General features: G+C 37.2%; 19 protein-coding genes. 17 read left to right on the top strand and 2 right to left on the bottom strand.

Annotated features, from left to right (window positions below):
- Positions 1-65: 65 nt before the first annotated feature.
- From porV to PHO43_RS04245, 5 genes are read left to right on the top strand one after another with little or no spacing between them, the layout of a single operon-like run.
- Positions 66-1,232, top strand: a complete 1,167-nt coding sequence (gene porV, locus PHO43_RS04265; RefSeq protein ID WP_045090406.1) for a type IX secretion system outer membrane channel protein PorV — start codon at positions 66-68, stop codon at positions 1,230-1,232.
- Positions 1,233-1,252: 20 nt separating this feature from the next.
- Complete coding sequence (gene ispF, locus PHO43_RS04260) at positions 1,253-1,729, top strand: 2-C-methyl-D-erythritol 2,4-cyclodiphosphate synthase (RefSeq protein WP_288011436.1); 477 nt, start codon at positions 1,253-1,255, stop codon at positions 1,727-1,729.
- A gap of 2 nt (positions 1,730-1,731) precedes the next feature.
- Positions 1,732-2,316: a class I SAM-dependent methyltransferase gene (locus PHO43_RS04255; protein WP_045090404.1), complete on the top strand. Its 585-nt coding sequence runs from the start codon at positions 1,732-1,734 to the stop codon at positions 2,314-2,316.
- A gap of 9 nt (positions 2,317-2,325) precedes the next feature.
- Positions 2,326-2,886: a cob(I)yrinic acid a,c-diamide adenosyltransferase gene (locus PHO43_RS04250; protein ID WP_045090403.1), complete on the top strand. Its 561-nt coding sequence runs from the start codon at positions 2,326-2,328 to the stop codon at positions 2,884-2,886.
- 53 nt (positions 2,887-2,939) lie between these two features.
- Positions 2,940-3,161 (top strand): DUF2795 domain-containing protein, encoded by a 222-nt coding sequence (locus PHO43_RS04245; RefSeq protein ID WP_045090402.1) that lies wholly within the window; start codon positions 2,940-2,942, stop codon positions 3,159-3,161.
- A gap of 102 nt (positions 3,162-3,263) precedes the next feature.
- Here PHO43_RS04245 and trxA read toward each other — a convergent pair whose 3' ends face one another.
- Together trxA and dnaE are read right to left on the bottom strand one after the other, a co-directional pair.
- Positions 3,264-3,578 (bottom strand): thioredoxin, encoded by a 315-nt coding sequence (trxA, locus tag PHO43_RS04240; RefSeq protein ID WP_045090401.1) that lies wholly within the window; start codon positions 3,576-3,578, stop codon positions 3,264-3,266.
- A gap of 19 nt (positions 3,579-3,597) precedes the next feature.
- Complete coding sequence (gene dnaE, locus PHO43_RS04235; RefSeq protein ID WP_053827281.1) at positions 3,598-7,338, bottom strand: DNA polymerase III subunit alpha; 3,741 nt, start codon at positions 7,336-7,338, stop codon at positions 3,598-3,600.
- Positions 7,339-7,669: 331 nt separating this feature from the next.
- On the opposite strand from dnaE, the gene PHO43_RS04230 reads away from it, so the two are divergent.
- From PHO43_RS04230 to PHO43_RS04175, 12 genes are all read left to right on the top strand, one after another.
- Positions 7,670-8,212 (top strand): DUF1697 domain-containing protein, encoded by a 543-nt coding sequence (locus tag PHO43_RS04230; protein ID WP_045090399.1) that lies wholly within the window; start codon positions 7,670-7,672, stop codon positions 8,210-8,212.
- 802 nt (positions 8,213-9,014) lie between these two features.
- Positions 9,015-9,584 carry an RNA polymerase sigma-70 factor gene (locus PHO43_RS04225; RefSeq protein ID WP_288011434.1) on the top strand — a complete coding sequence of 190 codons (570 nt, stop codon included), beginning with the start codon at positions 9,015-9,017 and terminating at the stop codon, positions 9,582-9,584.
- Positions 9,585-9,698: 114 nt separating this feature from the next.
- The gene (locus tag PHO43_RS04220) at positions 9,699-10,616 is read left to right on the top strand and encodes a FecR family protein (RefSeq protein WP_288011433.1); all 918 of its coding nucleotides are present in this window, start codon (positions 9,699-9,701) and stop codon (positions 10,614-10,616) included.
- A gap of 90 nt (positions 10,617-10,706) precedes the next feature.
- Complete coding sequence (locus PHO43_RS04215; RefSeq protein WP_288011431.1) at positions 10,707-10,853, top strand: hypothetical protein; 147 nt, start codon at positions 10,707-10,709, stop codon at positions 10,851-10,853.
- Entirely contained in the window at positions 10,850-14,245 is a 3,396-nt protein-coding gene (locus PHO43_RS04210) for a TonB-dependent receptor (RefSeq protein ID WP_288011430.1), read from the top strand. Before PHO43_RS04215 ends, PHO43_RS04210 begins: the two co-directional genes overlap by 4 nt.
- A 14-nt stretch (positions 14,246-14,259) precedes the next feature.
- A complete protein-coding gene (locus PHO43_RS04205; RefSeq protein WP_288011428.1) occupies positions 14,260-16,014 on the top strand; it encodes a RagB/SusD family nutrient uptake outer membrane protein in 1,755 nt (584 codons plus the stop codon).
- Positions 16,015-16,032: 18 nt separating this feature from the next.
- Entirely contained in the window at positions 16,033-16,509 is a 477-nt protein-coding gene (locus PHO43_RS04200) for a DUF5018-related domain-containing protein (RefSeq protein ID WP_288011427.1), read from the top strand.
- Between the two features lie 77 nt (positions 16,510-16,586).
- Positions 16,587-18,293, top strand: coding sequence for a right-handed parallel beta-helix repeat-containing protein (locus PHO43_RS04195; RefSeq protein WP_288011425.1), 1,707 nt, complete (start codon positions 16,587-16,589; stop codon positions 18,291-18,293).
- A 23-nt stretch (positions 18,294-18,316) separates the two neighbouring features.
- Positions 18,317-20,323, top strand: coding sequence for a glucosidase family protein (locus PHO43_RS04190; RefSeq protein WP_288011423.1), 2,007 nt, complete (start codon positions 18,317-18,319; stop codon positions 20,321-20,323).
- Positions 20,324-20,383: 60 nt separating this feature from the next.
- Entirely contained in the window at positions 20,384-21,598 is a 1,215-nt protein-coding gene (locus PHO43_RS04185) for an MFS transporter (RefSeq protein ID WP_288011421.1), read from the top strand.
- Positions 21,599-21,653: 55 nt separating this feature from the next.
- Complete coding sequence (locus PHO43_RS04180) at positions 21,654-22,820, top strand: Gfo/Idh/MocA family protein (protein ID WP_288011419.1); 1,167 nt, start codon at positions 21,654-21,656, stop codon at positions 22,818-22,820.
- A gap of 65 nt (positions 22,821-22,885) precedes the next feature.
- On the top strand, positions 22,886-23,017 hold a 132-nt coding region (locus PHO43_RS04175), incomplete at its 3' end, for a twin-arginine translocation signal domain-containing protein (protein ID WP_288011462.1).

Here is a 23,017-nt window from a genome sequence, read left to right as displayed (position 1 = left end):
TTTTTTATTATTCAAAGAACAGCGTTCCTTAATTATTTCCCTCAGAGTATAAATATCTAACTAACATGCACAAACAATTAGTATCATTACTGCTTTGCGTCATCCTGGTCTCACTTCCCGGTTATCTCAAGGGTCAGGAACAGGAGTATAATCCAATTCTCACAGCTATGCCTTCGTTGCAGATTGCGCCCGACGCAAGAGGAGGTGGAATGGGTGATATAGGGGCTGCTACAATGCCTGATGTATATTCTCAGCACTGGAACGCTGCTAAATATCCGTTTGTAACTACTGAGGCAGGTTTGGCTTTCTCATACACTCCATGGCTTAACAGATTAGTGAATGATATTAATCTGCTTTATGCTTCCGGATTCTGGAAATTCGGAGATCAGGATCTTAATGTTATAAGCAGCTCTATTCGATATTTTTCTCTGGGTGATATTGATATCTTTGATATGGGAGGAGATTTTACTCAGAGTGTTAATCCCTACGAACTCGCGCTGGATGTTGCATATTCACGTATGCTAAGCGAGACCTTTTCTGGGGCAGTAACTTTGCGTTATATACGTGCCGATTATTCAACCGGTGATGGTGAAACAACCCCGGGTAATGCTATTGCAGCAGATATTGCAGGGTATAATGAAACATATTTCAATATGGGTCGCTCCGAAGCTCTGCTGGGTTTTGGTTTTAATCTTTCAAATATAGGAACAAAAATTTCTTATGATGGTGGAGAGACATCAATGTTCCTGCCAACAAATCTCAGATTAGGTACATCATTAGGTTATCCTATTGACGCGAAGAATAGTATTACATTGAGTATCGACCTGAATAAACTTATGGTGCCAACTCCTCAGCTTCCAGGTGAAGATGAGACTGAAGAGGAGATGTTTAAGCGTATTGAGGATTACAATAATATCTCTTCAATTGGCGGAATATTCACTTCACTGGGTGATGCACCCGGTGGTTTCAAAGAGGAGATGCAGGAGGTTATGTGGTCACTTGGTGCTGAGTATGTATATAATAATCAGTTTTCTCTTCGTACAGGTTATTTCAATCAGAGTGAATATAAGGGAAACCTCAGGTATGTTGCCTTTGGTGCAGGATTCAGGATGAAAGCCTTTCATATTGACGCAGCATATCTTGTGTCAACTTCACAGTCTAACCCGCTTGACCAAACTTTGCGAATCTCTTTAGGATTTGATATTGAAGGTCTCCGAAATTTAATGAAATAATATTTTAATCTATTCTCACGATGTTAAGAGTTGGTTTTGGTTATGATATGCATCAGTTGCAGAAAGGTCGCGATCTTTGGATTGGTGGTATCAAAATTGATTATCATCTTGGCCTGAAAGGGCATTCTGACGCTGATGTCCTGATCCATGCAATATGTGATGCACTGCTTGGTGCTGCAAATCTGAGGGATATAGGATTCCATTTTCCCGATACTTCCGATGAATATGAAAATATTGACAGCTCCATATTATTGAGGAAAACTATCAAACTGCTTAAAGATAAAGGTTATTCTGTGAATAATATCGACTGTACCATATGTGCAGAAAAACCTAAACTAAATCCATTTATTCCGGCAATGCAGCAAAGATTGTCAGAAGTGATGGGTATCGACACCAACCTGATCTCTATTAAGGCCACTACTTCCGAAAAAATGGGCTTTGTTGGAAGAGAAGAGGGTATTACTGCTTATGCTGTTGTTTTGATCGAAAAAGGCTGATTATGGCGCTTATCAGTTGGTTGTTACGTAAGAGACAATCTAAGGGTTACGGGGTTCACTCTCCTTTCGCTTTTAACCTGATTACTCAAGTACTTTATTCTCCTTATGGATATTATGCATTCGCTGATATTGCAAACAGGGTGGGATATGATCCTTACGAAGAGTGCAATCAGATGCTTTTCAGACTTGTGAACCATTTCAAACCTAAAAGAATACTGGAGATCAATCCAGGTGATGGGATTAGTACTCAATATATCTTAGCTCCATCTTCAAAAACAGTATATACCTCAGTCGAAGCAGATAAACTGAATGTGTTTGATAATGAAACTATTCTGAGAGAAAAATTTGACGCGTTGTTTATGAATTTGGATTCAGAGAATAATTTTGTATCTTCATTGGACAGATTGTTTGAAATCAGCAATGAAAACACATTCTGGGTTATCAATAATATCAACAGTAAAGGGAGTAAACAATTATGGCGTTGTATCGTTAATGATGCAAGAATAAATGTTACATTTGATTATAAGAACAGAACAGGAATTGCTTTTCTGCGATCTGCATTTTATAAACAACATTATAGAGTATAAAATCTGAAAATGAAGAAGAGTTTAATATATACCAAAACAGGTGATAAGGGGACAACCGGACTTGTAGGTGGTACAAGGGTTCCTAAGACTCATATACGCCTCGAAGCTTATGGTACGATAGATGAGCTTAACAGTCACATCGGTTGGCTAAACTGCTCTGTTGAGGAGCCTGAGCACAATGATTTTCTCCGTTATATTCAGCATAAACTGTTTACCATTGGTTCATATCTGGCCACTGAAACGGAGACAAAACAGCCCAAAGAGGCTAGTATTTTATCGGATAAAGATATTGAACGACTGGAGAAACAGATTGATCTGCTGGATAGTGAACTTCCCCGGTTAAACCGCTTTGTGCTTCCCGGAGGCAATGAATCAGCATCAAGAGCGCACATATGCAGAACTATTACCCGCAGGGCTGAACGTAATGTATATAGTGTGGCAGAAAAATACCCAGTGGCAGATGAAGTGCTGATCTTCTTAAATCGTTTGTCAGACTACTTCTTCCTGCTTGCCAGATTTGAAAGTAACAAATCTTCACAAGAAATATTCTGGGAACAGGGGGATATATGAAAAGTTTTTATACATTTGCGGAAAATTAGAAGTTTAAACTAAATTATATATCAATGTATTGGACACTTGAATTAGCATCAAAATTGGAAGATGCTCCCTGGCCCGCTACTAAAGATGAGTTGATTGATTTTGCTCAACGTTCGGGCGCACCATTGGAGGTTATTGAAAATCTTCAGGAGATAGAAGAGGAAGGCGAGATCTTTGAATCAATTGAAGATATCTGGCCTGATTACCCAAGTAAGGAGGATTTCTTCTTCAACGAAGATGAGTATTAATTCAGGGTGCATCTAAAAAAAACAAGCATCCCAGTCACTTAAATGTGTTGGGATGCTTTGTTTTATATCTGCTGATTGTTAGCAGTGTCTCTGATATCTCTATTAAATCAGTTTGTCAATCTTGTCAGTGAATAGCTTCTTTGGGCCTGCACCAACAACCTTGTCTACTACTTCACCGTTCTTGATAAACAATACTGTAGGAATATTTCTGATTCCATATTTTGATGTGGTTTCATCATTATTGTCAACATCTAGTTTTCCAACAACTACTTTGTCTTTGTATTCATTGCTGATCTCATCAACAATTGGTCCAACCATTTTGCAAGGTCCGCACCATTCTGCCCAGAAGTCAATAACTACCAATTTGTCTGTTTGCAACACCTCTTCTACGGTTGCATCTGTAATTTGTAATGCCATATTATTTCTTACTTATTTGTTAATTTATTTTGAAATCGATTAGCAGGTTATCCTTTAAATAATCGATAAATCGTTTGTTCACCTGTATCTTGGTTGAACGTGAAAAAAGTTGTATATTCATATGTGACTCCTCACCTATGATATTGAAATATAACAACGAATTTCCGTAATTGTTTTTTACCAGAGCTGATAATTCCGTAACAACGGTGTCATCTAATTCAGTCAGAGGTATTTGCAGCGTGATCTTATTTACAAGTTTATCCTTCATTTCGGATAAAAGATTGATACTGCTTATCTTAACCTCCAGCTCGTCAGGTCTGAATCGTTTGGGCTGTACTTTAGCCTGTATGTATAATGCCAGTCCTATTCGTGCATATTTGCTAAAGTTTACACTGTCTTCGCTAAACAGAGCTATCTCAAAACTGCCGTAATAATCCTCTATTTTGAAGATTGTGTATGGTGAGCCTCTTTTGGTTTGGCCTTCCCTAACTACTGTCACCATTCCTCCAAAAGTTATATCTCTTCCATTGAGAGCGTCAAGATCCTGAAGTTTCAGAGTGTCGGCACTGCACACATATTTCAGTATAAACTCATAATCATCAAGTGGATGTGCAGACAGATAGATGCCAATTAACTCACGCTCCTTATTCAGTCGCTCCATATCCGACCACCTCCCGGTATTGGGTATCTCGGGACGTGATATCAGAAATGAAGTGTCATCACCAAACAGAGAGGTCATTGCCTCCATTTTGTCCATCTGGTACTTACTGCCATAACGGATTAAAGTGTCTATAAACTCCTCATCCTTGCTGTTTCGAGCAAAAAACTGTTCTCGTTTAATGTTTGGCAAAGAATCAAATCCGCCTGCAAGTGCCAGCGCTTCAATAATCTTACGGCTCACTGATGATAGGTTTACCCTTTCAACAAAGTCAAATATATCTTTGTACTGACCGTTTTTATTTCGTTCCTCAATAATATCGTTTACAGCACCCTGACCAACACTTTTAATTGCACCAAGCCCAAAACGGATATCACCCTCTTTGTTTACAGAGAATTTTAGGAGAGATTCATTAACATCGGGCGAAAGCACATTGATACCCATTGCCTTGCACTCATCCATAAACTTTGTGATCTCAGTAATATTGTTGAGGTTGTTTGAGAGAACCGCAGCCATATACTCAGAAGGGTAGTTAGCTTTTAACCAGGCAGTCTGATATGCAACCCATGAGTAGCAAGTAGCATGAGATTTGTTAAATGCATAAGAAGCAAACTTTTCCCAGTCGGCCCAAATCTTATTCAGCGATTTCTCATCATAGCCATTCTTTTTTCCGCCACTAAGGAACTTTTCCTTAAGGGCCATCATCTTGTCGATCTGCTTCTTTCCCATCGCTTTGCGCAGCTCGTCCGACTGCCCACGGGTGAAGTCGGCAAGCAATCTCGACAGAAGCATCACCTGTTCCTGATAAACCGTAATACCATACGTTTCACTCAGGTATTTCTCCATAATCGGGAGGTCGTAACTGATCTCCTCCCTTCCATGCTTACGCCTGATAAACTCAGGTATATATTCCATCGGACCAGGGCGATATAAGGCATTCATCGCAATCAAGTCCTCAAACTTGCTTGGCTGAAGCTCTTTCAGGTACTTCTGCATACCGGCAGACTCAAACTGAAATGTTCCGGTAGTCTGTCCGTTGCAATAGAGTTGATATGTCTTTTTATCTTCCATATCAATCTCATCAATGTTGATTTTTACGCCACGGTTTATTTCTATATTGGTGATAGCATCTTTTATAATAGAAAGAGTCTTGAGCCCCAGAAAGTCCATCTTTATCAGACCTGTCTCCTCAATCACAGAGCCTTCAAATTGAGTAACCAGAAGCTTCTCTTTGGTCTCCTTATCTTCAGCAGTACTAATAGGCACTACATCCGATATGTCGGTCTGTCCAATAATAACACCGCATGCATGAACTCCGGTACTTCTAACATTACCCTCAAGCATCTGAGCATACTTTAACGTATCGCTCACCAGAGGGTCGCTGCTCTCTGCAGCCTCTTTGAGTTCAGGTACAAACTCGATTGCATTACCCAGGTTCAGCTTTTTATTCGGTATCCTGTCAGGTACAAGCTTAGCTAGTCTGTTCGACTCTGCAAGGGGTAGCTTGTGAACCCTGGCAACATCCTTGATTGACATCTTTGTTGCCATAGTGCCATAAGTAATAATATGTGCAACCTTCTCATTCCCATATTTTTCAGTTACCCATCTAAGCACTTTGCCTCTACCTTCATCATCAAAGTCGATATCGATATCAGGCATAGATATACGGTCGGGATTCAGGAAACGCTCAAAAAGGAGGTTATATTTCAGTGGGTCGATATCTGTAATCCTGAGACAGTATGCAACGGCTGAACCAGCTGCTGAACCGCGACCCGGTCCAACTGCAACATCCATCTCCCTTGCTGCACTTATGAAATCCTGTACAATAAGGAAATACCCGGGGAACCCCATATTCTTTATTGTGTCAAGCTCAAACTTCAGTCGATCAATAATCTCATCATTAAGATTCTCGCCATACCGCATCTGGGCTCCTTTTTTTGTAAGGTGGGTGAGGTAATCCGACTCCAGCTTAACTCGTATCACTTTGTCATAGTCACCCAGACGATGGAATGTATCCTCTCCAAATTCATCAATTAGATCCTGTTCGCTGTACTTCTGCTTATACTGCTCTTCAGTACCAAATTCAGGGTCAATAGGGTAGAAAGGCATCAGCGGAGGATTGTCGATTGAATAAAACTCAACCTTGTCTGCAATCTCAAGAGTGTTTGATAAAGCCTCGGGAATATCAGCAAAAACCTGATTCATCTCAGCGGTAGTCTTAAGCCACTCCTGTTTAGAATACCTCATTCTGTCAGGGTCGTCAAAATCCCTGCCGGTGCTCAAGCATATCAGTCGGTCATGCGCATCAGCATCCTCCTCGTTCACAAAGTGTACGTCGTTGGTAGCAATCAGCTTAACATCATATTTTCTTGCAATTCTTATCAGCTCCTCATTCACCTTTTGCTGCTTTGGATAGGTGGTCTGATCAGCATCCGGACGATCAGTCTTATGGCGTTGAAGCTCAATATAATAATCATCGCCGAATACCCTCTTGTACCACTGTACAGCCTCTTCAGCTTCGTTAATCTGACCGTTATCAACCTTTCTTGATATCTCACCACCAAGGCAGGCGGATGAAACTATCAATCCTTCACTGTATTTCTCCAGCAGCTCTTTATCTATACGTGGACGGTAGTAAAAACCTTCTGTCCAGCTCTTCGAAACAATCTTGATCAGGTTCTTATAACCCTTTAGGTTCTTGGCCAGCACCACTAGGTGCCATCCGCTTCCATCAACCTTATCACTCATCTGAAACCTGTCCCTGCGTGCCAGGTAACATTCGCATCCCACTATAGGTTTAAAAAGTTTTTTTTCTGTTTCAGTCAGTTTGGCTTTCAGCTGCTTAATCTGATCACTATCTCCTTCAGTGCTCTCCAATTTTTTTATCTCACCTTTAATTTTGTTTATTTCTGATTTTACAGGTGAGTTTTTCTTATTTACATAGTTGAGAAACTCCTTAATACCATACATTGCCCCATGGTCGGTAAGTGCAATAGCCTTCATGCCATCGCCGTGGGCTTTATCTACCAGCCGTGCGATACTTGCCTGCCCGTCGAGCAACGAATATTGAGAGTGAACGTGTAAATGTACAAATGGTTGCATATCTGAGATGTAAGATTTTTTGAGGATCCGTACAGGCAAATATACGGAAAATAGAGCATTATTTTTTGGATTATCGGCAGAAGTTATCAACCGATCATGATATCTATCAATAATAAATAGGCATAATTTGTAAGTAAAACCATTCTATTTCAGTCTTGTCCGGACCTTAAAATCTACCTGTTTAAATAAAGTATATAAGAAGAAGGTATGACCAATGTAAGAGTAATGTAAGACAAATATAAGGAGCCGGTAAGAGTCCTATTAAACTGTTTTAAATACAAAAATGTTATACTGTTTTAATAGTGAGATTAAGTTTCAATTCATTAAGTCTATGATCTATATTGCACTTTTCAGAGGAATCAACGTAGGTGGAAATAACAAGGTTGAAATGAAAAAGCTTAAAAGTCTGCTCGAACGTACAGGGTTTGAAAATGTGGTAACATATATCAATTCGGGGAATGTAATATTTAAAAAAAGTGGTGGAGGCAGTGAAGCTGAACTTGCAAGAATCATTGAGCAGGCTGTGAAAGATGAGTTTCAGCTCGATCTAAAAATAGTTGTTATTAACAGTAATCACCTGGATGCCATCTGCAGAGAGATACCGGCAGACTGGGTAAAGAATGATGAGATGAGAACAGATGTTCTGTTCTTATGGGAAAAGTATGACTACCCCGGGGTGCTCGATATTATAAAGTATAAGGAGGTAGACAATGTGAAATATGTACCGGGTGCACTGGTGTGGAATGTTAGAGAGAAGGATTACACTAAAAGTAATATGGTAAAACTGGTAGGGACCGACCTGTACAGACATATAACTATCCGAAATGTTAATACAGTGAGAAAGTTACATGAGATGGTAAATAATCTGGAGTGATAATAAAAAAGGGGCTGTCCTTTTGAGCAACATGGACAGTTGCTATCGAGTGTAAGTCCCACGTGAAGACTAATATAGGCTCACATAGTCTGGGCAAATATGTCCATCGCAAGTTTTAATCTGAAGAGAATCGTTGGTCAAATAATAATTGTAGATTTGATTACCTAATAATTAAGTCCAATTGCTAATCAGATAAGATCAGTCAGTATAATTATATAGCTATAATATTAAAGATAATTATCTTAACTGTTGGTCTCTAACGAATATTTTGAAATAGAATATTAGAGTTGGTCAAAACAAGCTTGTTTTGAGAAGTCAGCAAATGCTATAATACCAAATTAAACTGATTATATGAAGAATTGAACTTTAATGGCTGTATAGTCAAAGTTACCATTGTGAAATGGCAAAAGTTTTAAAACTGGTTGATTACTGTATGATGTTCATTTACCCACAAACTATTATACTGTTTACAAACAAAAAAAAGCAAACAGGCTGTAGCAGAAGACAAGAGGGATGTTATACGTATAGTGGTGTGTATTCAGGATACGAAAGTTTGAAGAAAACAAATTTGTTCCTCCAACTCGATTGATATAAGAATAATAGGGTAATATTATTTAAAATATTTGTTAACTTTGTAAGATTCTTATTATTTCTATTACTATGGATATATGTACAAGTTGATTAGGGGAGAAACTACTAAAAAATCGAATCTCATCTGAATGTTTTACATGTTTTTGAAAGTTTTAGCCTAACAAATTAAGAAAGCTTGGAATAAAACAATTTCCAAATTATACAAAGAAAAATGAATGATACTGAAATAGTTTTTGAAGACTTATTTAGGAAGGTTGCTTTTCACGATGATGAGAAGGCTTTTAAGGTGTTGTTTATTGAGTTTTATCCGTCATTGTGTGTGTTTGCCATGCGGTTTATTGATCAAGAGGAGGTTGCCAGAGATATTGTTCAGGATGTTTTCTTTAATGTTTGGAAACGTCGCAAAAGCATGTTTATATCATCATCTTTCCGCAACTTTTTGATAACTTCAGTTCGTAATCAATGTGTTGATTATCTTAGAAGAAAGAAACTGGAGCATCAGTTTCTTGAGAAAAGTAAGATAACCAATATTCAGACTTCTCCTGAAGAAATATATACTTTGAAAGAATTAGAAGATGCAATTCATAAGGTATTGTCCAAGTTGCCGGATAATGTACGTGAGGTGTTTGAGATGAATCGCTTTAAAGGAAAGACTTACAGTGCAATCGCTGAGGAGATGGATGTGTCAATAAAAACTATAGAGTCGTATATGAGTAAAGCTTTGAAGGCTTTACGTGCTGAGTTAAGTGATTATTTGCCTATTTTGTTTCTTTTTTTGTAGGAGTTGTTTAATTAACCTTAAATTGTTAAAATTATAGATATAGATAAAATATTCACTTTATTTATAGGGTAAACCACGAGTTGTTCGTCTAATATATAATTGTCATTGTAAAATATGATTGAAAAGGAGAATAAAGATTACTTGAATTCACTTCTGGAAATCTACGAGAAGCAAAAATCTATTGATACTGTATCTGGTTGGAAGCAATTACACAGGCGTGTTAGTATTGATAGGAATAGAAGAAGGTTTTTCATTTTCATTAGAAATAGTGCTGCTATTCTTCTTCCTCTGTTTTTGGCATATCAGTATCTAATATATCCTATTTTAGTTGAAGGTAGAGCCCAGCAAGAAGTCTTGACTGTTACTTCTGCTCCGGGGATGGTAATAAAGACTGTCTTACCCGATGGTAGTGAGGTTTGGCTTAACGCATCAAGTACGCTTACCTATCCACAACGTTTCACTGAGAAAGATCGAATTGTGCAACTATCTGGAGAAGCTTATTTTAAGGTGGTTTCGGATAAAAAGCATCGTTTTCTTGTTGAGACTCCTAATGAAATAGTTGTTAGTGCATTTGGGACAGAATTTAACGTAAATGCGTATGAAAATGAGGGTAATTATGAGGTTACTCTGGCAAGCGGTAATGTAGAACTTTATTCAAATATAAGTTCTGGAGCTATAAAAACATTAAAGGTTGACGAAAAGGCAGTTGTTGACCTATCTACTGGCGAAATTAATGTTGTTTTGGCCGATACCTATGTTGAAACAGCTTGGAAGGATGGCAAGATGGTGTTTAGACGTGAGAAACTTGATAAGATTGCCACAAAGTTATCGCGTAAATTTGGTGTCGAAATTCACCTTAAGGGTGAAGATCTGAAGGAGTATGAATATACTGCTACTTTTACTACCGAGACACTTGAGGATATTCTTGACCTCTTGAAGCGTTCGGCTCCTATTAGTTATACCATAAACAATCAGAAAAAGCAGGATAATGATACATACTCACGAAAGGAAGTAATTATAAAAACGATTTAACGATAAATTAGAAATTATAATAAAAAACAAATTTCACTAGATAAAATCAATTAATATGTTGAATCTTTTAAAATGTTATGCCTATGAAGAATGAATACAGTAGAATATAAAAAAAGGGAGAAGGTAAACCCTCTCCCAGACAAGATTTACATTGCAATAGCGGAAACTCTCACCTTAACGCTAAAGCAAGCAGTTAATAAACCCATAAATGAATTTAATAACGATGTAAAAGTATGAATAATAAAACAATAAACCAAGAAGCACATTTACTTTATGCTTTATTTCAAAAGATACCAATTGCTATGAGACTATCTCTTTTATTTATGTTCCTTCTTGTATTTCAAATGCATGCCGAAAACATTCATTCTCAAGATACTAAGATTTCACTATCAATGAGGAATTCTACCGTAGAAAAAGTTTTGCAATCTATCGAAGAGAAATCTGAATATTACTTTTTATATAATAACAAATTGATTAATGTTGATCGAAAGGTTGATGTTAAGGTAAAAAATGCAGCAATATCTGAAATATTAAACAAACTTTTTGATTCAGAAGGTGTAGAGTATGAAGTGGAAGGATCTCAAATAATTCTTTCACCAAAAGAAATGTATAGCCAGACTACCTCTGTAACGGGAGATTCTCAACAGCAAAAGAAGACCATTACAGGTGTAGTTGTAGATCAGTTCGGAACACCAATTATTGGTGCTAATATTATAGAGATTGGTACAACTAACGGAACAATCACTGATATTGATGGGGAGTTTAGATTATCTGTTGAAAATAATGCTAATATCAATATAACTTACATTGGTTATATTGGACAGGATATCTCTACACAAGGGAGAAGCAGTTTTAAAATTACTCTTGTTGAAGATACAGAGATGCTCGATGAGGTGATTGTTGTAGCTTATGGTACATCTTCTGCACGTAAAACCGCAAGTGCTGTAAGCTCTATTAAAACAGACAAGATTGATGAGTTGCCATATACTACTACATCCGCATCATTGCAGGGTAGGGTTGCCGGTGTTATTGTACAGCAATCGGGAGGTGAGCCTGGGAGTTCTACTCCAATTCTTTCTATTCGTGGAGGTGGTACTCCTCTATTTATTATAGATGGGATTATAAGAAGCAGTGAAGAGTTCAACTCACTAACTGCTTCAGATATAGAATCAATGTCAATTCTTAAGGATGCTAGTGCAACAGCTGTTTATGGTGCTCAGGCAGGTAATGGTATTCTACTTGTAACAACAAAAAAAGGTTCAAACGGACTTAACATCGATTATACAGGAGGTCTTGATATGAGTAAACCAACAACACTAGCGGATAGAGTTGGTGCTCTTGATTATGTATTAGCTTCCAATGCTGCAGCAAGATATGATGGACAGGGCGAATATGCACTTTATCCAAAAAATGAGGTTGATGCAATAGCAAAAGGAACTAGCCAGAACTATGGCAATCAAGATTGGTATGAAGAGGCAACAAGAAATTTTGCACCTCAAAGTAGACACAACGTTACTATTCATGGAAGAACCGACAATGGAATAAGCCACTTTACATCATTGGGTGTATATGATCAGAAATCAATCTTTAAACAGAGCCACAATAATCACTATCAGAGATATAATGTAAGAAGTAACATTTCTACAACTTTCGATGAATATGGTTTGGAAGTTGGATTTAATCTTGATGGAAACTATTCAAAACGTACTCCTAATCCATACGGACAGGAAAATATCTGGAGAAACCTGTTGGGTTACAATAAAGCAATTGATAAGATCTATAACGATGATGGGACATATACTGCATTGGATGTTCATCCAATAGTATATCTAGATAGTCGTTCGGGTTATATTAATCAGTATAACAATAATGTAAATGCTCAAGGATATATCGATTGGAAACTACCTTGGGTTAAAGGTTTGAGCGCTAAACTGACAGGTAACTCCAACTATCTTTCATATGACAATAAGTCGTTTTCTTCAAGAGCTCCACAATATTCAAATGGAGAACTTGTTGGTGGAGACAGGCCAAAAGAGTTGGGTATGAATCGCTCTTGGACAAGAGGAAACACTGTCGAGTTTGGAGTAAATTATGCTCTAGAATTAGGGTTACATTTCTTAGAAGCACAAGGAGTTTATAGCTACTACGATGAATATAACGAATGGTTTAATGCAAGCCGAATTGGTTTTATTTCAAATGATTTTGATCAATTGAGCTCTGGTGATGCATCTACTAAGGACAACTCTGGTGGAGCGGCAGAAAGAACTCGTATTGGTTATGTTGGAAGATTAAGATACACATTTGCTAACAAATATTTCCTTGAAAGCAACTTCCGTTACGATGGCTCAGACAATTTTGCGGAAAATAAAAGATGGGGTTTTTTCCCTTCAGCTGCCGCAGCATGGGCTCTTTCTGAAGAGAACTTTATGAAACCACTTATTGATAATGATATTATCGATTTTGCAAAGATCAGAGCATCTTATGGTGTTGTAGGTCTTGAAGATGGTGTAGCACGTTTTGGTTATATTCCAGTATATAACTATAGTGCACAATCGACTGTTATAGGTGGTAGATTTGTACCGGGATTCAGTGAAGGTAACCTTGTTTCTCCCGATATCCTCAGTTGGTATACTAAGAACATATTCGATGTTGGTGCTGATTTAGCATTTTTAGAAAATGCATTGACTGTTTCATTAGATTACTACTATTACCGAACCAAAGGTTATTTAATTTCTCCTCAAAACAGATATAGTACAACATTGGGTAAAAGCTTACCACAGGTGAAATCTAACAGTGTTCACCGCAGAGCTGGTTATGAAGCTTCGGCAAAATACAAAAACAGTTATAAAGGTTTGAAATATGAACTTGGGTTCCAATTCACTACGTACAATGAGTTATGGGAGGTAAAGGAGGATGAGGCTCTTACAGATTTAATGGATCCAAGAAAGAGAATGACTCACCGTAAGAATGTATATGGTTCCTCATACTATTTAAATGATGGATTATATACAGATAATGAATCGATTTTGGACTCACCACGTAGACTTAGATCTGCTGAACTTAAACAGGGAGACTTAAAATATAAGGATATTAATGGTGATGGAAAGATAGATTCTGATGATCAGATAAAGATTGGTAAACCATTCTTCCCACTGTTCGATTATGGTTTTGATTTCAACCTTGAATATAATGGATTCTTCCTTAACGGTCTATTCCAAGGGACAGGAGATCGGTATACAGAGTTGGCACTTCTTTATAAGGGAGGAAATATTGTAAGCTCTAACTATAATTTCCAATTAGATTTCTGGACACCTGATAATCAGGATGCTAAATTTCCAAGATCTTCAGCACTTCAATCTACAAATAGTGGTAATAACACTGTGAACTCTGATTTCTGGTTGATTAATGCGAAATATTTCAGATTAAAGAGTTTACAATTAGGATATGATTTCAAGAAGATTTTATTCAAAAATTATTCTGGAATATCAAGATTTAAAGTGTCGCTATTGGGTACAAACATATTTACAATTTCTGATACAATGGATTACTTTGATCCAGAGGCGTATAATTATGGTGAGGGTTATCCAGTACAAAAGACTTATTCGATTGTATTAAATATTGGAATTTAAAATGTAAAATAGATATGAAAAATTTAATATATATAGCAAATATTTTACTCTTATTCGTCTTATTGACTTCATGTCACGATGATTTGAATAATTATCCTTTATCTGATCACTCTGAAGATAAAGTTTGGAACTCTGCTGCTAGTGCTCAATTGTTTATAAATGGGACACTATATGTAAAAGATCATTTGCTCGATAGGTCTAATAATCACTCTGATGACTGGTCTGATGATATGGTAATAAATTCCCAGTTGTCGACAGCTCAAAATACTGTAAGAGAATTGCTTACAAGCGACCATTCAGTAGGTACATACGGTTGGAATATGTTTCCTGAAATTAGAAGATGTAATCTTATAATTGAAAAGGTGGCTGCATCTACAACTATTGAAGAGAATCAAAAAGATTATCTTATTGCACAGGGTAAGTTCCTGAGAGCTATTGTTTATTACAATATGGCAAGAAAATTTGGCCGGTTAATTATAATTGATAAGGTTTTGACTCCTGATGATGAGTTGATGCTTGGACGTACTTCTACAATTAAAGAGACTTACGATTTTATCCTTAATGATCTTAAAGATGCTGCAGTTAACCTTCCTGTTAATGTTGAAGCAGGTGGAATTTCAAAAGGTGCAGCTTATGCATTACTTGCTGAAGCAGCTTTACAAGGTGCAGCTTATCTTGACAATACTGCTGAAAAGAATGAATATTACCAAATCTCTAAAAAGGCAAGTGAAGATCTACTTGCATTGAATAAATATAGTCTTGAGAGTGATTATGATAAACTGTTTAATGACTTTACAACAGGTTTAACATCAAGCGAAGTAATTTTAGGCTCATATTTCCTAGCAGATAATACTTATACATCAGGTACATGGAAAATGAAATTTGCTCCTAATCAAGGTTCTTCTAACAAATTGCCTGAAGCAGTTGCTAAAATATGGCCAATGAACGACTTCTTTGAAGGATGGTTCGAAAAGAGCCCATCTCAGGAAATTGTTAATGCATATCAGGTGATTGATGCAGACGGTGTTGCTAAAGATTGGAACAAGACTTCATATTATGAAAACTTCAGACAAGGTATTGATTATGTACATAACATGATGTACATCAACAGAGATGCACGTTTTTACTCAACCATTACATATGATAGCTGCTGGTACATGAATTCTCTTTTGACAATGCGTCTTGGAGGGAATATGCATTACAAAAACAATATGGAAAAGGATCAACACATGACCAAATCTGGTTATATCTATAGAAAAGGGTCTTATCTAGATAACAACACTATTATTGGAGCAGGTGTAAAAATGAACTTTCACTTAACTCCATTACGTTTAGGTCGCTCATATTTGAACTATGCTGAAGTTTTGTTAAGATTAAACAAGACAGCTGAAGCAATTGAAATTATTAATAAAACAAGAACTGTACATGGTCAGCTTCCTCCATTATCAACAAGCTTGAGCAACGAAGAGGCTTGGAAATATTATAAGAATGAAAGGAGGGTTGAGCTTGTGTTAGAGAATGACAGATATTGGTCTTTATTGCGTTGGGGAAAAGAGGAAAAACTTAGTGTTATTCCCGAACTTAATACTCCTCCTACAGCAATTGAGATTTCTGAAGATGGTAAAAGTTATAAATTTATAGATGTTCCTGTAGTTCACTCTGCTAATAACAGAAGTTTCACAGCTAGAAGATATTTCCTTCCAATACCTAGAAGTGAAATACTTACAAATTCAGCATTGACAAACGACCAAAATGAAGGATGGGAATAAATTAACAATTAGATTAATATGAAAAAAATAATAATTTTCGGCTTATCAATTATAATGATATTAAGTTTCAGTTCGTGTCTTGAATTTGGACTAGAGGAGCTTGAAACATATACTGATACTAATATTACTGCTATTAATTTTGAGTATAGATGGATGGTTCCTGAAAATCCAAACGATCCATGGGCAGGTGAGAAATTACAGGTAAAGACATTAACTACTCATGCAGAAATAAAAGAAGGTGTTGTAAAGTGCAATATTACTGTTCCTGATGCATCTGGCACTTTTACCGAGCAAATTAGAAATAGTGTAACCCTTCAGAATATTATTGCTTACCTCACAATATCTCCTGGAGCTACAGTTAAGGCTGTTGGCAGCACGCCGGTTTTAGGGCACATAGGTGATTTTAGTAAGTCGGAATTGAAGTATAAAGTTATCTCAGCCGATGGTAAAAATCAGCAGGAGTGGTTGCTGGTAATAGAAAGTTTTAATAAGTAGATATACCTCATTAATTTAGGACAGGACAATAGAAATAGACAATGTCCTGTCCTATTAATTTACACAGATTTATAATAATGACTAAGATATTGAAATTAGTATTAGTGGTTTTCCCATTTATGCTTGTAGCCAATTGTGTATATTGTCAGCACGGTGGAAATGGGCTTAATTTGAATCTTGCAGATTTTGGAGCTATACCAAATGACGGAAAAGATGACTCTAAGGCATTTACAAATGCATTGGAAAAGTGCCGAAATTACCCAGGTTCTACATTAAATATTCCTCCAGGAAGCTATAATTTTCAAAATAAAAAGGCTATGGAGTTCGAATATAAGGGAATTAACGGACAGTATGGAGAGGATGTACAGGGTGTCTTCTTTAAACCCAAAGGAGAGTATGTTATAGCACTCGATTTTGATAAATTTAAAGATATAACAATAAATGCTGAGGGAGTTACATTTATACAGGAGGGATGGTATGAAGGTGTTTCAATTACAAATGCAGAGAATGTAAAAATAAAAGGTTTGACATTGACACATAAACGTCCCCCTTTCACTGAAGGTGTGATTGTAAACTCAACTGCAGAATATTTTGATATGAAGATCGATATAAAGAAATATACTTTTCTAACAGATGACATAACTGGACGCGTACACTATTACGATACAGAAAAAGAGATATTATATACAGGTCCCGCCAATAGAAAAGAGCTATTAGACAAAGAGACTATAAGAATCTATTCGGAGCTGAAACCCGTAGTTGGTCATATTTGCATTTTGAGACATTCTGCACACAATAGGGCTGGAATCTTGATTAAAGAGTCGAAAAATATAGTCTTGGAGGATGTAACTATTAACTCACAGCCTGGTATGGGTATAGTTGGTCACCGTTCTGAAGATATCGTGATGAGAAATCTTAAGGTTGTACCTGCAGAGGGGACTGTTACATCAACAAATACAGATGCTACACACTTTACAAGCTGCAAAGGAAAAATTATATTTGATGGGTGTGAATTTGGAGGTCAGGGTGACGACTGTACTAACGTTCATAATTACTATTGGAGCTTGTTTGAAGAGTCTGGTAAAGATATAAGAATTAGTGTAGAGGGTGCAGATCTTCATGCATTATCATTAGATTTTCCAGATATATGTGACACTTTGGTATTGGTCTCGAAATATGATTTGGAACCAAAAGAGTATTATATTGTAAAAAATGTAAAAACATCTATTGAAAAGTGGACAGTTGTATTAACTTTAGATAAAGAGATTGTGTATGACTTGGATGAGTACTACCTGACAAACATAACACGCAGGCCATCTGTTGAGATTGTAAATAACGTTGTAAATAGTCACTTAGCCAGAGCATATCTGATTAAAACTGGCAATGTGCATATTCATGGAAACTTTATAAAGGGAAGCAGTGGCACGGCAATCCAACTTGGTGCAGAATCGGGATGGCGTGAAAGCGGTCCTGTGGAAAATATATTGATTGAAAATAATATTATAACTGATTGTGGATTTGGCCGTGGTCGTATGAGAGGAACCGCAATTAGTGTTGAAGTAAATGGAATTATAAATCCGTTAAGTGCTTTAAATAGTAATATTACTATCCGTGATAATATTATTAATGCTTTAGGTGAAGTAGCTATCTATGTGTCTTATACAGATGGCGTATATATTTCGGATAATAAAATTACAGGAAGCATATATGCAGTATCTATCGAAAATTCATATTCTGTAATAGTTGGCAACAATGGCAGTTTACCGGTTTTAATGAACGATTAACCCTATTTGTGAAAATTGATCTAATGAAAAGAATAACTTTTATCTTATTATTTTGTACGTTGTCTCTGATATATGTGAATTCTCAAAGTCGTTGGGAGATTAACCAATCGGGGGGCATAACATGGAAAATAGACTCTCGTATACCTCACTACGATCATATTGAGATGAGCGGTGAACAGATTTCGGTGGTACTTAGATATGGTGTAAACGAAAGCAGAGCATTTGTTCTAGAGCGCAGTTTTATTTGGCCAATGCTACGCACACTACCAAATAATACTCATGCAAGTTTGATGAGACGCTTTGGATGGGATGTGGTGAGAAATATGATGATCGTTAACACAAGAAGAGTCATAGATGAGACGGTAAGATCTATTACTCTAAATGGAGTTATGGTTATTGAGAGCGAGCTCTCAGTTCACCAAAATGGTAAGCTTCTACTAAAGAGATATCTGTTCCCGTCTACAACAGAAGCAGCTTATGCTGAAAAGTATGTTTTGATTAATGTGGGAGAAAGAGCTGTATTAGTAGAGGTGCCTGATGCCAAATCTGTAGCTAAAACCGATGCTAAGAGAGGTGTGGACGGTGTTTATAATATTGAAGCTAATCTTACAGGGGTAACTGGCAGATCTATTGAAGTAGGTGATTCTGTCGTTTTCTATTCCAGTTTTTTGGCTTATAAAGCTGGAGAGACGGCATTTAATATTGATGTTGAGAAAGAGCTTAATAAAAGGAAAAATCTCGTTTCTGAATTTCAGAATAATCTAGTATTGGAGTCTCCAGATGAAGTTATAAACACTATGTTTTCCTTTGCAAAAATACGTGGTTCTGAAAGTATTTATAAAACAAAAGGCGGATATATGCATGGGCCCGGTGGTGAGTCATATTACGCAGCAATTTGGGCTAATGATCAGGCTGAATATATAAATCCATTTTTTCCATTCTTAGGTTACAAGAAAGGTAACATGTCAGCCTACAACTCATATAAGCATTTTGCACGTTTTATGAATGATGAGTTTGAAGCGATTCCAAGTTCTATTATTGCTGAAGGTTTGGATATCTGGAATGGTGCTGGTGATAGGGGTGATGGTGCTATGATTGCCTATGGTGTTGCACGTTATGCTCTTGCTAGAGGTAATAAACAGGAGGCTATCGATTTGTGGCCTCTACTTGAATGGTGCCTTGAATATTGTAGAAGAAATTTGAATGAGGATGGTGTTGTAACTTCTGATTCTGATGAACTGGAGAACCGCTTCCCATCGGGTGATGCTAATCTTACAACCTCTTCTTTGTATTACGATGCACTTATCTCAGCAGCCTATCTAGGAAAGGAGTTGGGCAAACCATCTTCACAGATTGCACAATATAATAAACAGGCTAAAGAGTTGCGTAAAAATATAGAGAGCTATTTTGGTGGTACTGTAGAGGGGATAAATACTTACAAATATTATAAAGGAAATGACCTGCTCCGTTCATGGATTTGTATTCCTCTTACTGTTGGTATTTACGACAGAAAAGATGCAACTATCGAAGCACTTTTCTCTCCTCATCTTTGGACAGAGAATGGATTGCTTACACAGTCGGGCAGTGAGACATTCTGGGACAGATCTACACTTTATGCTTTACGAGGTGTGTTGGCAAGTGGTGAAACAGAAAAGGGAATAGAATACCTTAAATTCTATTCTAAACAGCGTCTATTAGGAGAGCATGTGCCTTATGCAATAGAGGCGTGGCCAGAGGGTAGTCAGAGGCATTTGTCTGCTGAAAGCGGTTTATATTGCCGAATAATAACAGAAGGTTTGTTTGGAATTCGTCCTGTTGGTCTAAGATCATTCACTTTGAAGCCTAATTTACCTGAGGGCTGGGACAATATGAGTTTGAAAAGGATAAAGGCATTTGGGAGTGATTTCGACTTGAATATAAAGAGATCAGGTAAAAAAATTAGAGTAGAAGTAATTGTTGATAATAAAATAGTGCTTGATAAATTGGAAAATGTAGGCACAGAAACTCTTATAAATTTACCTAAACGTTAATAATCTACTTTATAATTTAATCTCATTATATCATTCTAAACTGGATTATTCATAAAAAATATGATAAAGACGAAATTATCTGCCATGATGTTCTTTCAGTTCTTTATACAAGGCTCATGGTATGTAACGATGGGTACCTATTTGGGTAGGACCCTTGAATTTACGGGAGTTCAGATTGGTCTTGCATATAGTACAGCTGCTATTGCTGCAATTATATCACCGATAATAGTAGGTATGATTGCCGACAGGTTTTTCTCTCCCAATAGAGTATTGGCATTTTTGAATATCTTTGGAGCTATACTCCTTTTTGCTCTAACCAAAATAGAGACATTTTCACTTTTTTTTCCTGTGTTGTTGCTTTATAGTATATGTTTTATGCCAACTATGTCGCTAACCAACTCAATATCCTTCGCTAACCTGAAAGATACAGCAAAGGAGTTTTCAAAGATAAGATTATTTGGCTCTTTTGGGTGGATCTGCTCCGGGCTTCTAATTAGTGCACTTAAGATTGAACCTTATTCCACCCCTTTCCTGATCGGGGCGGGCATTTCCCTGCTGGCCGGAGTATATGCGTTGACCCTACCTCATAAGGCTCCAGTGTGTACAGTTGAAAAAGTAGGCGTACGCCAATTGCTCGGGTTTGACGCGTTTAAACTGACAAAGGACAGATCTTTCTTGGTGTTACTGATATTCTCAGCATTGATATGTATTCCACTCGCTTTCTATGACTCTTTCACAAACCTTTTTATAACTGATATGGGGATTTCAAATGCAGCAGCCGCTATGAGTCTTGGACAAGTAGCTGAAGTGATATTCTTGTTTGTATTTCCTTTTTTATTTATAAAGTTAAGGTATAAAGGAAGCATCGTATCTGCTATGGCTGCATGGATTGTAATGTATGGGTTATTTACACTTGGGGCACAATCGGAGCAAAATGGATTCATCTATGCTGTATTGCCATTTCATGGATTCTGCTACACCTTCTTTTTTGTAGCTGGACAACTGTTTGTAGATGAAAAATCTCCCACATCATTACGAAATTCAGCTCAGGGACTTATTGCTTTTGCAACATATGGAGTGGGGAAGTATTTAGGAACCTTGATTGCTGGAAATGTTGTGGACATCTATTCGACAGAAAGTGGTTATAACTGGGTATCTATCTGGTTTACACCATTTCTAATGGCTACTGTCTTCTTATTGGGTTTTATTTTTTTATTTAAAGAAAACGTGAAGAAAAATAGAGAAGTAAAGTTTGCATTAAGTGAGACAATTTAAAGATAGATGATTAAATGTTCTGATTTTAGCACATTAATACAAAAAAGAATTAATAATGAAAAAAAGAAAACTTAAAATGGGTATGATTGGTGGTGGGAGTGATGCTTTTATTGGAGCCATACACCGTCGTGCAGCCTTTATGGATAATTATATTGAATTAGTTTGTGGTTGTTTCAGCATCAATCCTGAAATCTCCAGAAGTTCAGGCAGGGAATACTTCCTCCCGGATCACCGAATTTACGACTCCTACCAGGAGATGTTTGAGAAAGAAACAAAACTGCCCGCCGAAGAGCGGATGGATTTTGTAACCATAGTCACACCGAACAAATGGCACTTTGAACCTGCCATGATGGCATTGGAAAGAGGTTTTCACGTTGTTGTCGACAAACCAATGACTTTTTCCTTGGAAGAAGCCCTCAAACTGAAAGATAAAGTGGAGGAGACGAGACTGGTTCTTGCATTGACCCACGTATACTCTGGGTATCCGGCAGTCAAGGAGGCAAAGGCGAGAATCGCAAGCGGAGAACTGGGTAAACTGCGCAAAGTATACGTGGAGTATACCCAGGGTTGGCTGTCGCAACGCATAGAACTGCAGGGAGGGAATAATGCTGGATGGAGGACTAATCCAAAGACTACTGGGAAGGCCGGATGTATGGGTGATATAGGAACTCATGCTTGGCACCTGGCAGAATACGTTACCGGACTAAAAGTGCTTGAAGTTTGTGCCGACCTTCAAACATATGTGGAAGGACGACAGGTTGATGATGATGGTGCTTCACTACTTCGAATGGAAAATGGTGTTACAGGTGTGCTTATGGCTACCCAAATAGCTACTGGTGAAGCAAACAATATCCGACTACGTGTATATGGAGATAAAGGTGGATTAGAATGGAGGCAAATGGATTCAAATAGATTGATACTGAGATGGGGAGATAAGCCTGATAAAGAACTTTACATGGGTAATAATGAATTCCTGAGTGAATTAGCTAAATGGAATACTAGAACACCTGCTGGTCATCCTGAAGGGTTCATTGAAGCTTTTGCGAATATTTATAGAAATTTTGCTCTCACTATTATGGCAAAAGAAAACAATACTGAACCCAGTGAAATGATTTCTGACTTTCCTACAGTCTATGATGGAGTAAGAGGTATGCAATTCGTAGAAATGATGGTACAATCGGGAGAAGATGATCATACAAAATGGAAGAAATGGATTGAATAGATGATAATTAAAAGGTTTGAAACTATAAGTTACGAATATTAGATAAAGATTAAATACTAATTCAAATGAGAGAAAATAATTTAACCAGAAGATCATTCCTGAAGACTTCTGCTGTAGCAGGTGCAGTAGGTGTAATTGGCACAGGTTCTGCCGGTTTGCTAACATCTTGTAGTGGTGGAAATAAAGGAAAAGGTGGA

It is taken from the genome of Lascolabacillus sp. (assembly GCF_028696275.1).
Taxonomy (GTDB): domain Bacteria; phylum Bacteroidota; class Bacteroidia; order Bacteroidales; family Dysgonomonadaceae; genus Proteiniphilum; species Proteiniphilum massiliensis.
The sequence above is the reverse complement of the archived record's forward strand: the minus strand, read 5'-3'. Positions and strand labels throughout refer to the sequence as shown.

What these genes read in the sequence shown, in the direction of transcription:
- PHO43_RS04215 (WP_288011431.1), top strand. Translation starts at nt 10,707, where the DNA reads ATGAATACAGTAGAATATAAAAAAAGGGAGAAGGTAAACCCTCTCCCA.
- trxA (WP_045090401.1), bottom strand. Translation starts at nt 3,578, where the DNA reads ATGGCATTACAAATTACAGATGCAACCGTAGAAGAGGTGTTGCAAACA.
- PHO43_RS04255 (WP_045090404.1), top strand. Translation starts at nt 1,732, where the DNA reads ATGGCGCTTATCAGTTGGTTGTTACGTAAGAGACAATCTAAGGGTTAC.
- ispF (WP_288011436.1), top strand. Translation starts at nt 1,253, where the DNA reads ATGTTAAGAGTTGGTTTTGGTTATGATATGCATCAGTTGCAGAAAGGT.
- PHO43_RS04180 (WP_288011419.1), top strand. Translation starts at nt 21,654, where the DNA reads ATGAAAAAAAGAAAACTTAAAATGGGTATGATTGGTGGTGGGAGTGAT.
- PHO43_RS04230 (WP_045090399.1), top strand. Translation starts at nt 7,670, where the DNA reads ATGATCTATATTGCACTTTTCAGAGGAATCAACGTAGGTGGAAATAAC.
- PHO43_RS04195 (WP_288011425.1), top strand. Translation starts at nt 16,587, where the DNA reads ATGACTAAGATATTGAAATTAGTATTAGTGGTTTTCCCATTTATGCTT.
- dnaE (WP_053827281.1), bottom strand. Translation starts at nt 7,338, where the DNA reads ATGCAACCATTTGTACATTTACACGTTCACTCTCAATATTCGTTGCTC.
- PHO43_RS04250 (WP_045090403.1), top strand. Translation starts at nt 2,326, where the DNA reads ATGAAGAAGAGTTTAATATATACCAAAACAGGTGATAAGGGGACAACC.
- PHO43_RS04205 (WP_288011428.1), top strand. Translation starts at nt 14,260, where the DNA reads ATGAAAAATTTAATATATATAGCAAATATTTTACTCTTATTCGTCTTA.
- PHO43_RS04245 (WP_045090402.1), top strand. Translation starts at nt 2,940, where the DNA reads ATGTATTGGACACTTGAATTAGCATCAAAATTGGAAGATGCTCCCTGG.
- PHO43_RS04220 (WP_288011433.1), top strand. Translation starts at nt 9,699, where the DNA reads ATGATTGAAAAGGAGAATAAAGATTACTTGAATTCACTTCTGGAAATC.
- PHO43_RS04200 (WP_288011427.1), top strand. Translation starts at nt 16,033, where the DNA reads ATGAAAAAAATAATAATTTTCGGCTTATCAATTATAATGATATTAAGT.
- PHO43_RS04190 (WP_288011423.1), top strand. Translation starts at nt 18,317, where the DNA reads ATGAAAAGAATAACTTTTATCTTATTATTTTGTACGTTGTCTCTGATA.
- PHO43_RS04210 (WP_288011430.1), top strand. Translation starts at nt 10,850, where the DNA reads ATGAATAATAAAACAATAAACCAAGAAGCACATTTACTTTATGCTTTA.
- PHO43_RS04185 (WP_288011421.1), top strand. Translation starts at nt 20,384, where the DNA reads ATGATAAAGACGAAATTATCTGCCATGATGTTCTTTCAGTTCTTTATA.
- porV (WP_045090406.1), top strand. Translation starts at nt 66, where the DNA reads ATGCACAAACAATTAGTATCATTACTGCTTTGCGTCATCCTGGTCTCA.
- PHO43_RS04225 (WP_288011434.1), top strand. Translation starts at nt 9,015, where the DNA reads ATGAATGATACTGAAATAGTTTTTGAAGACTTATTTAGGAAGGTTGCT.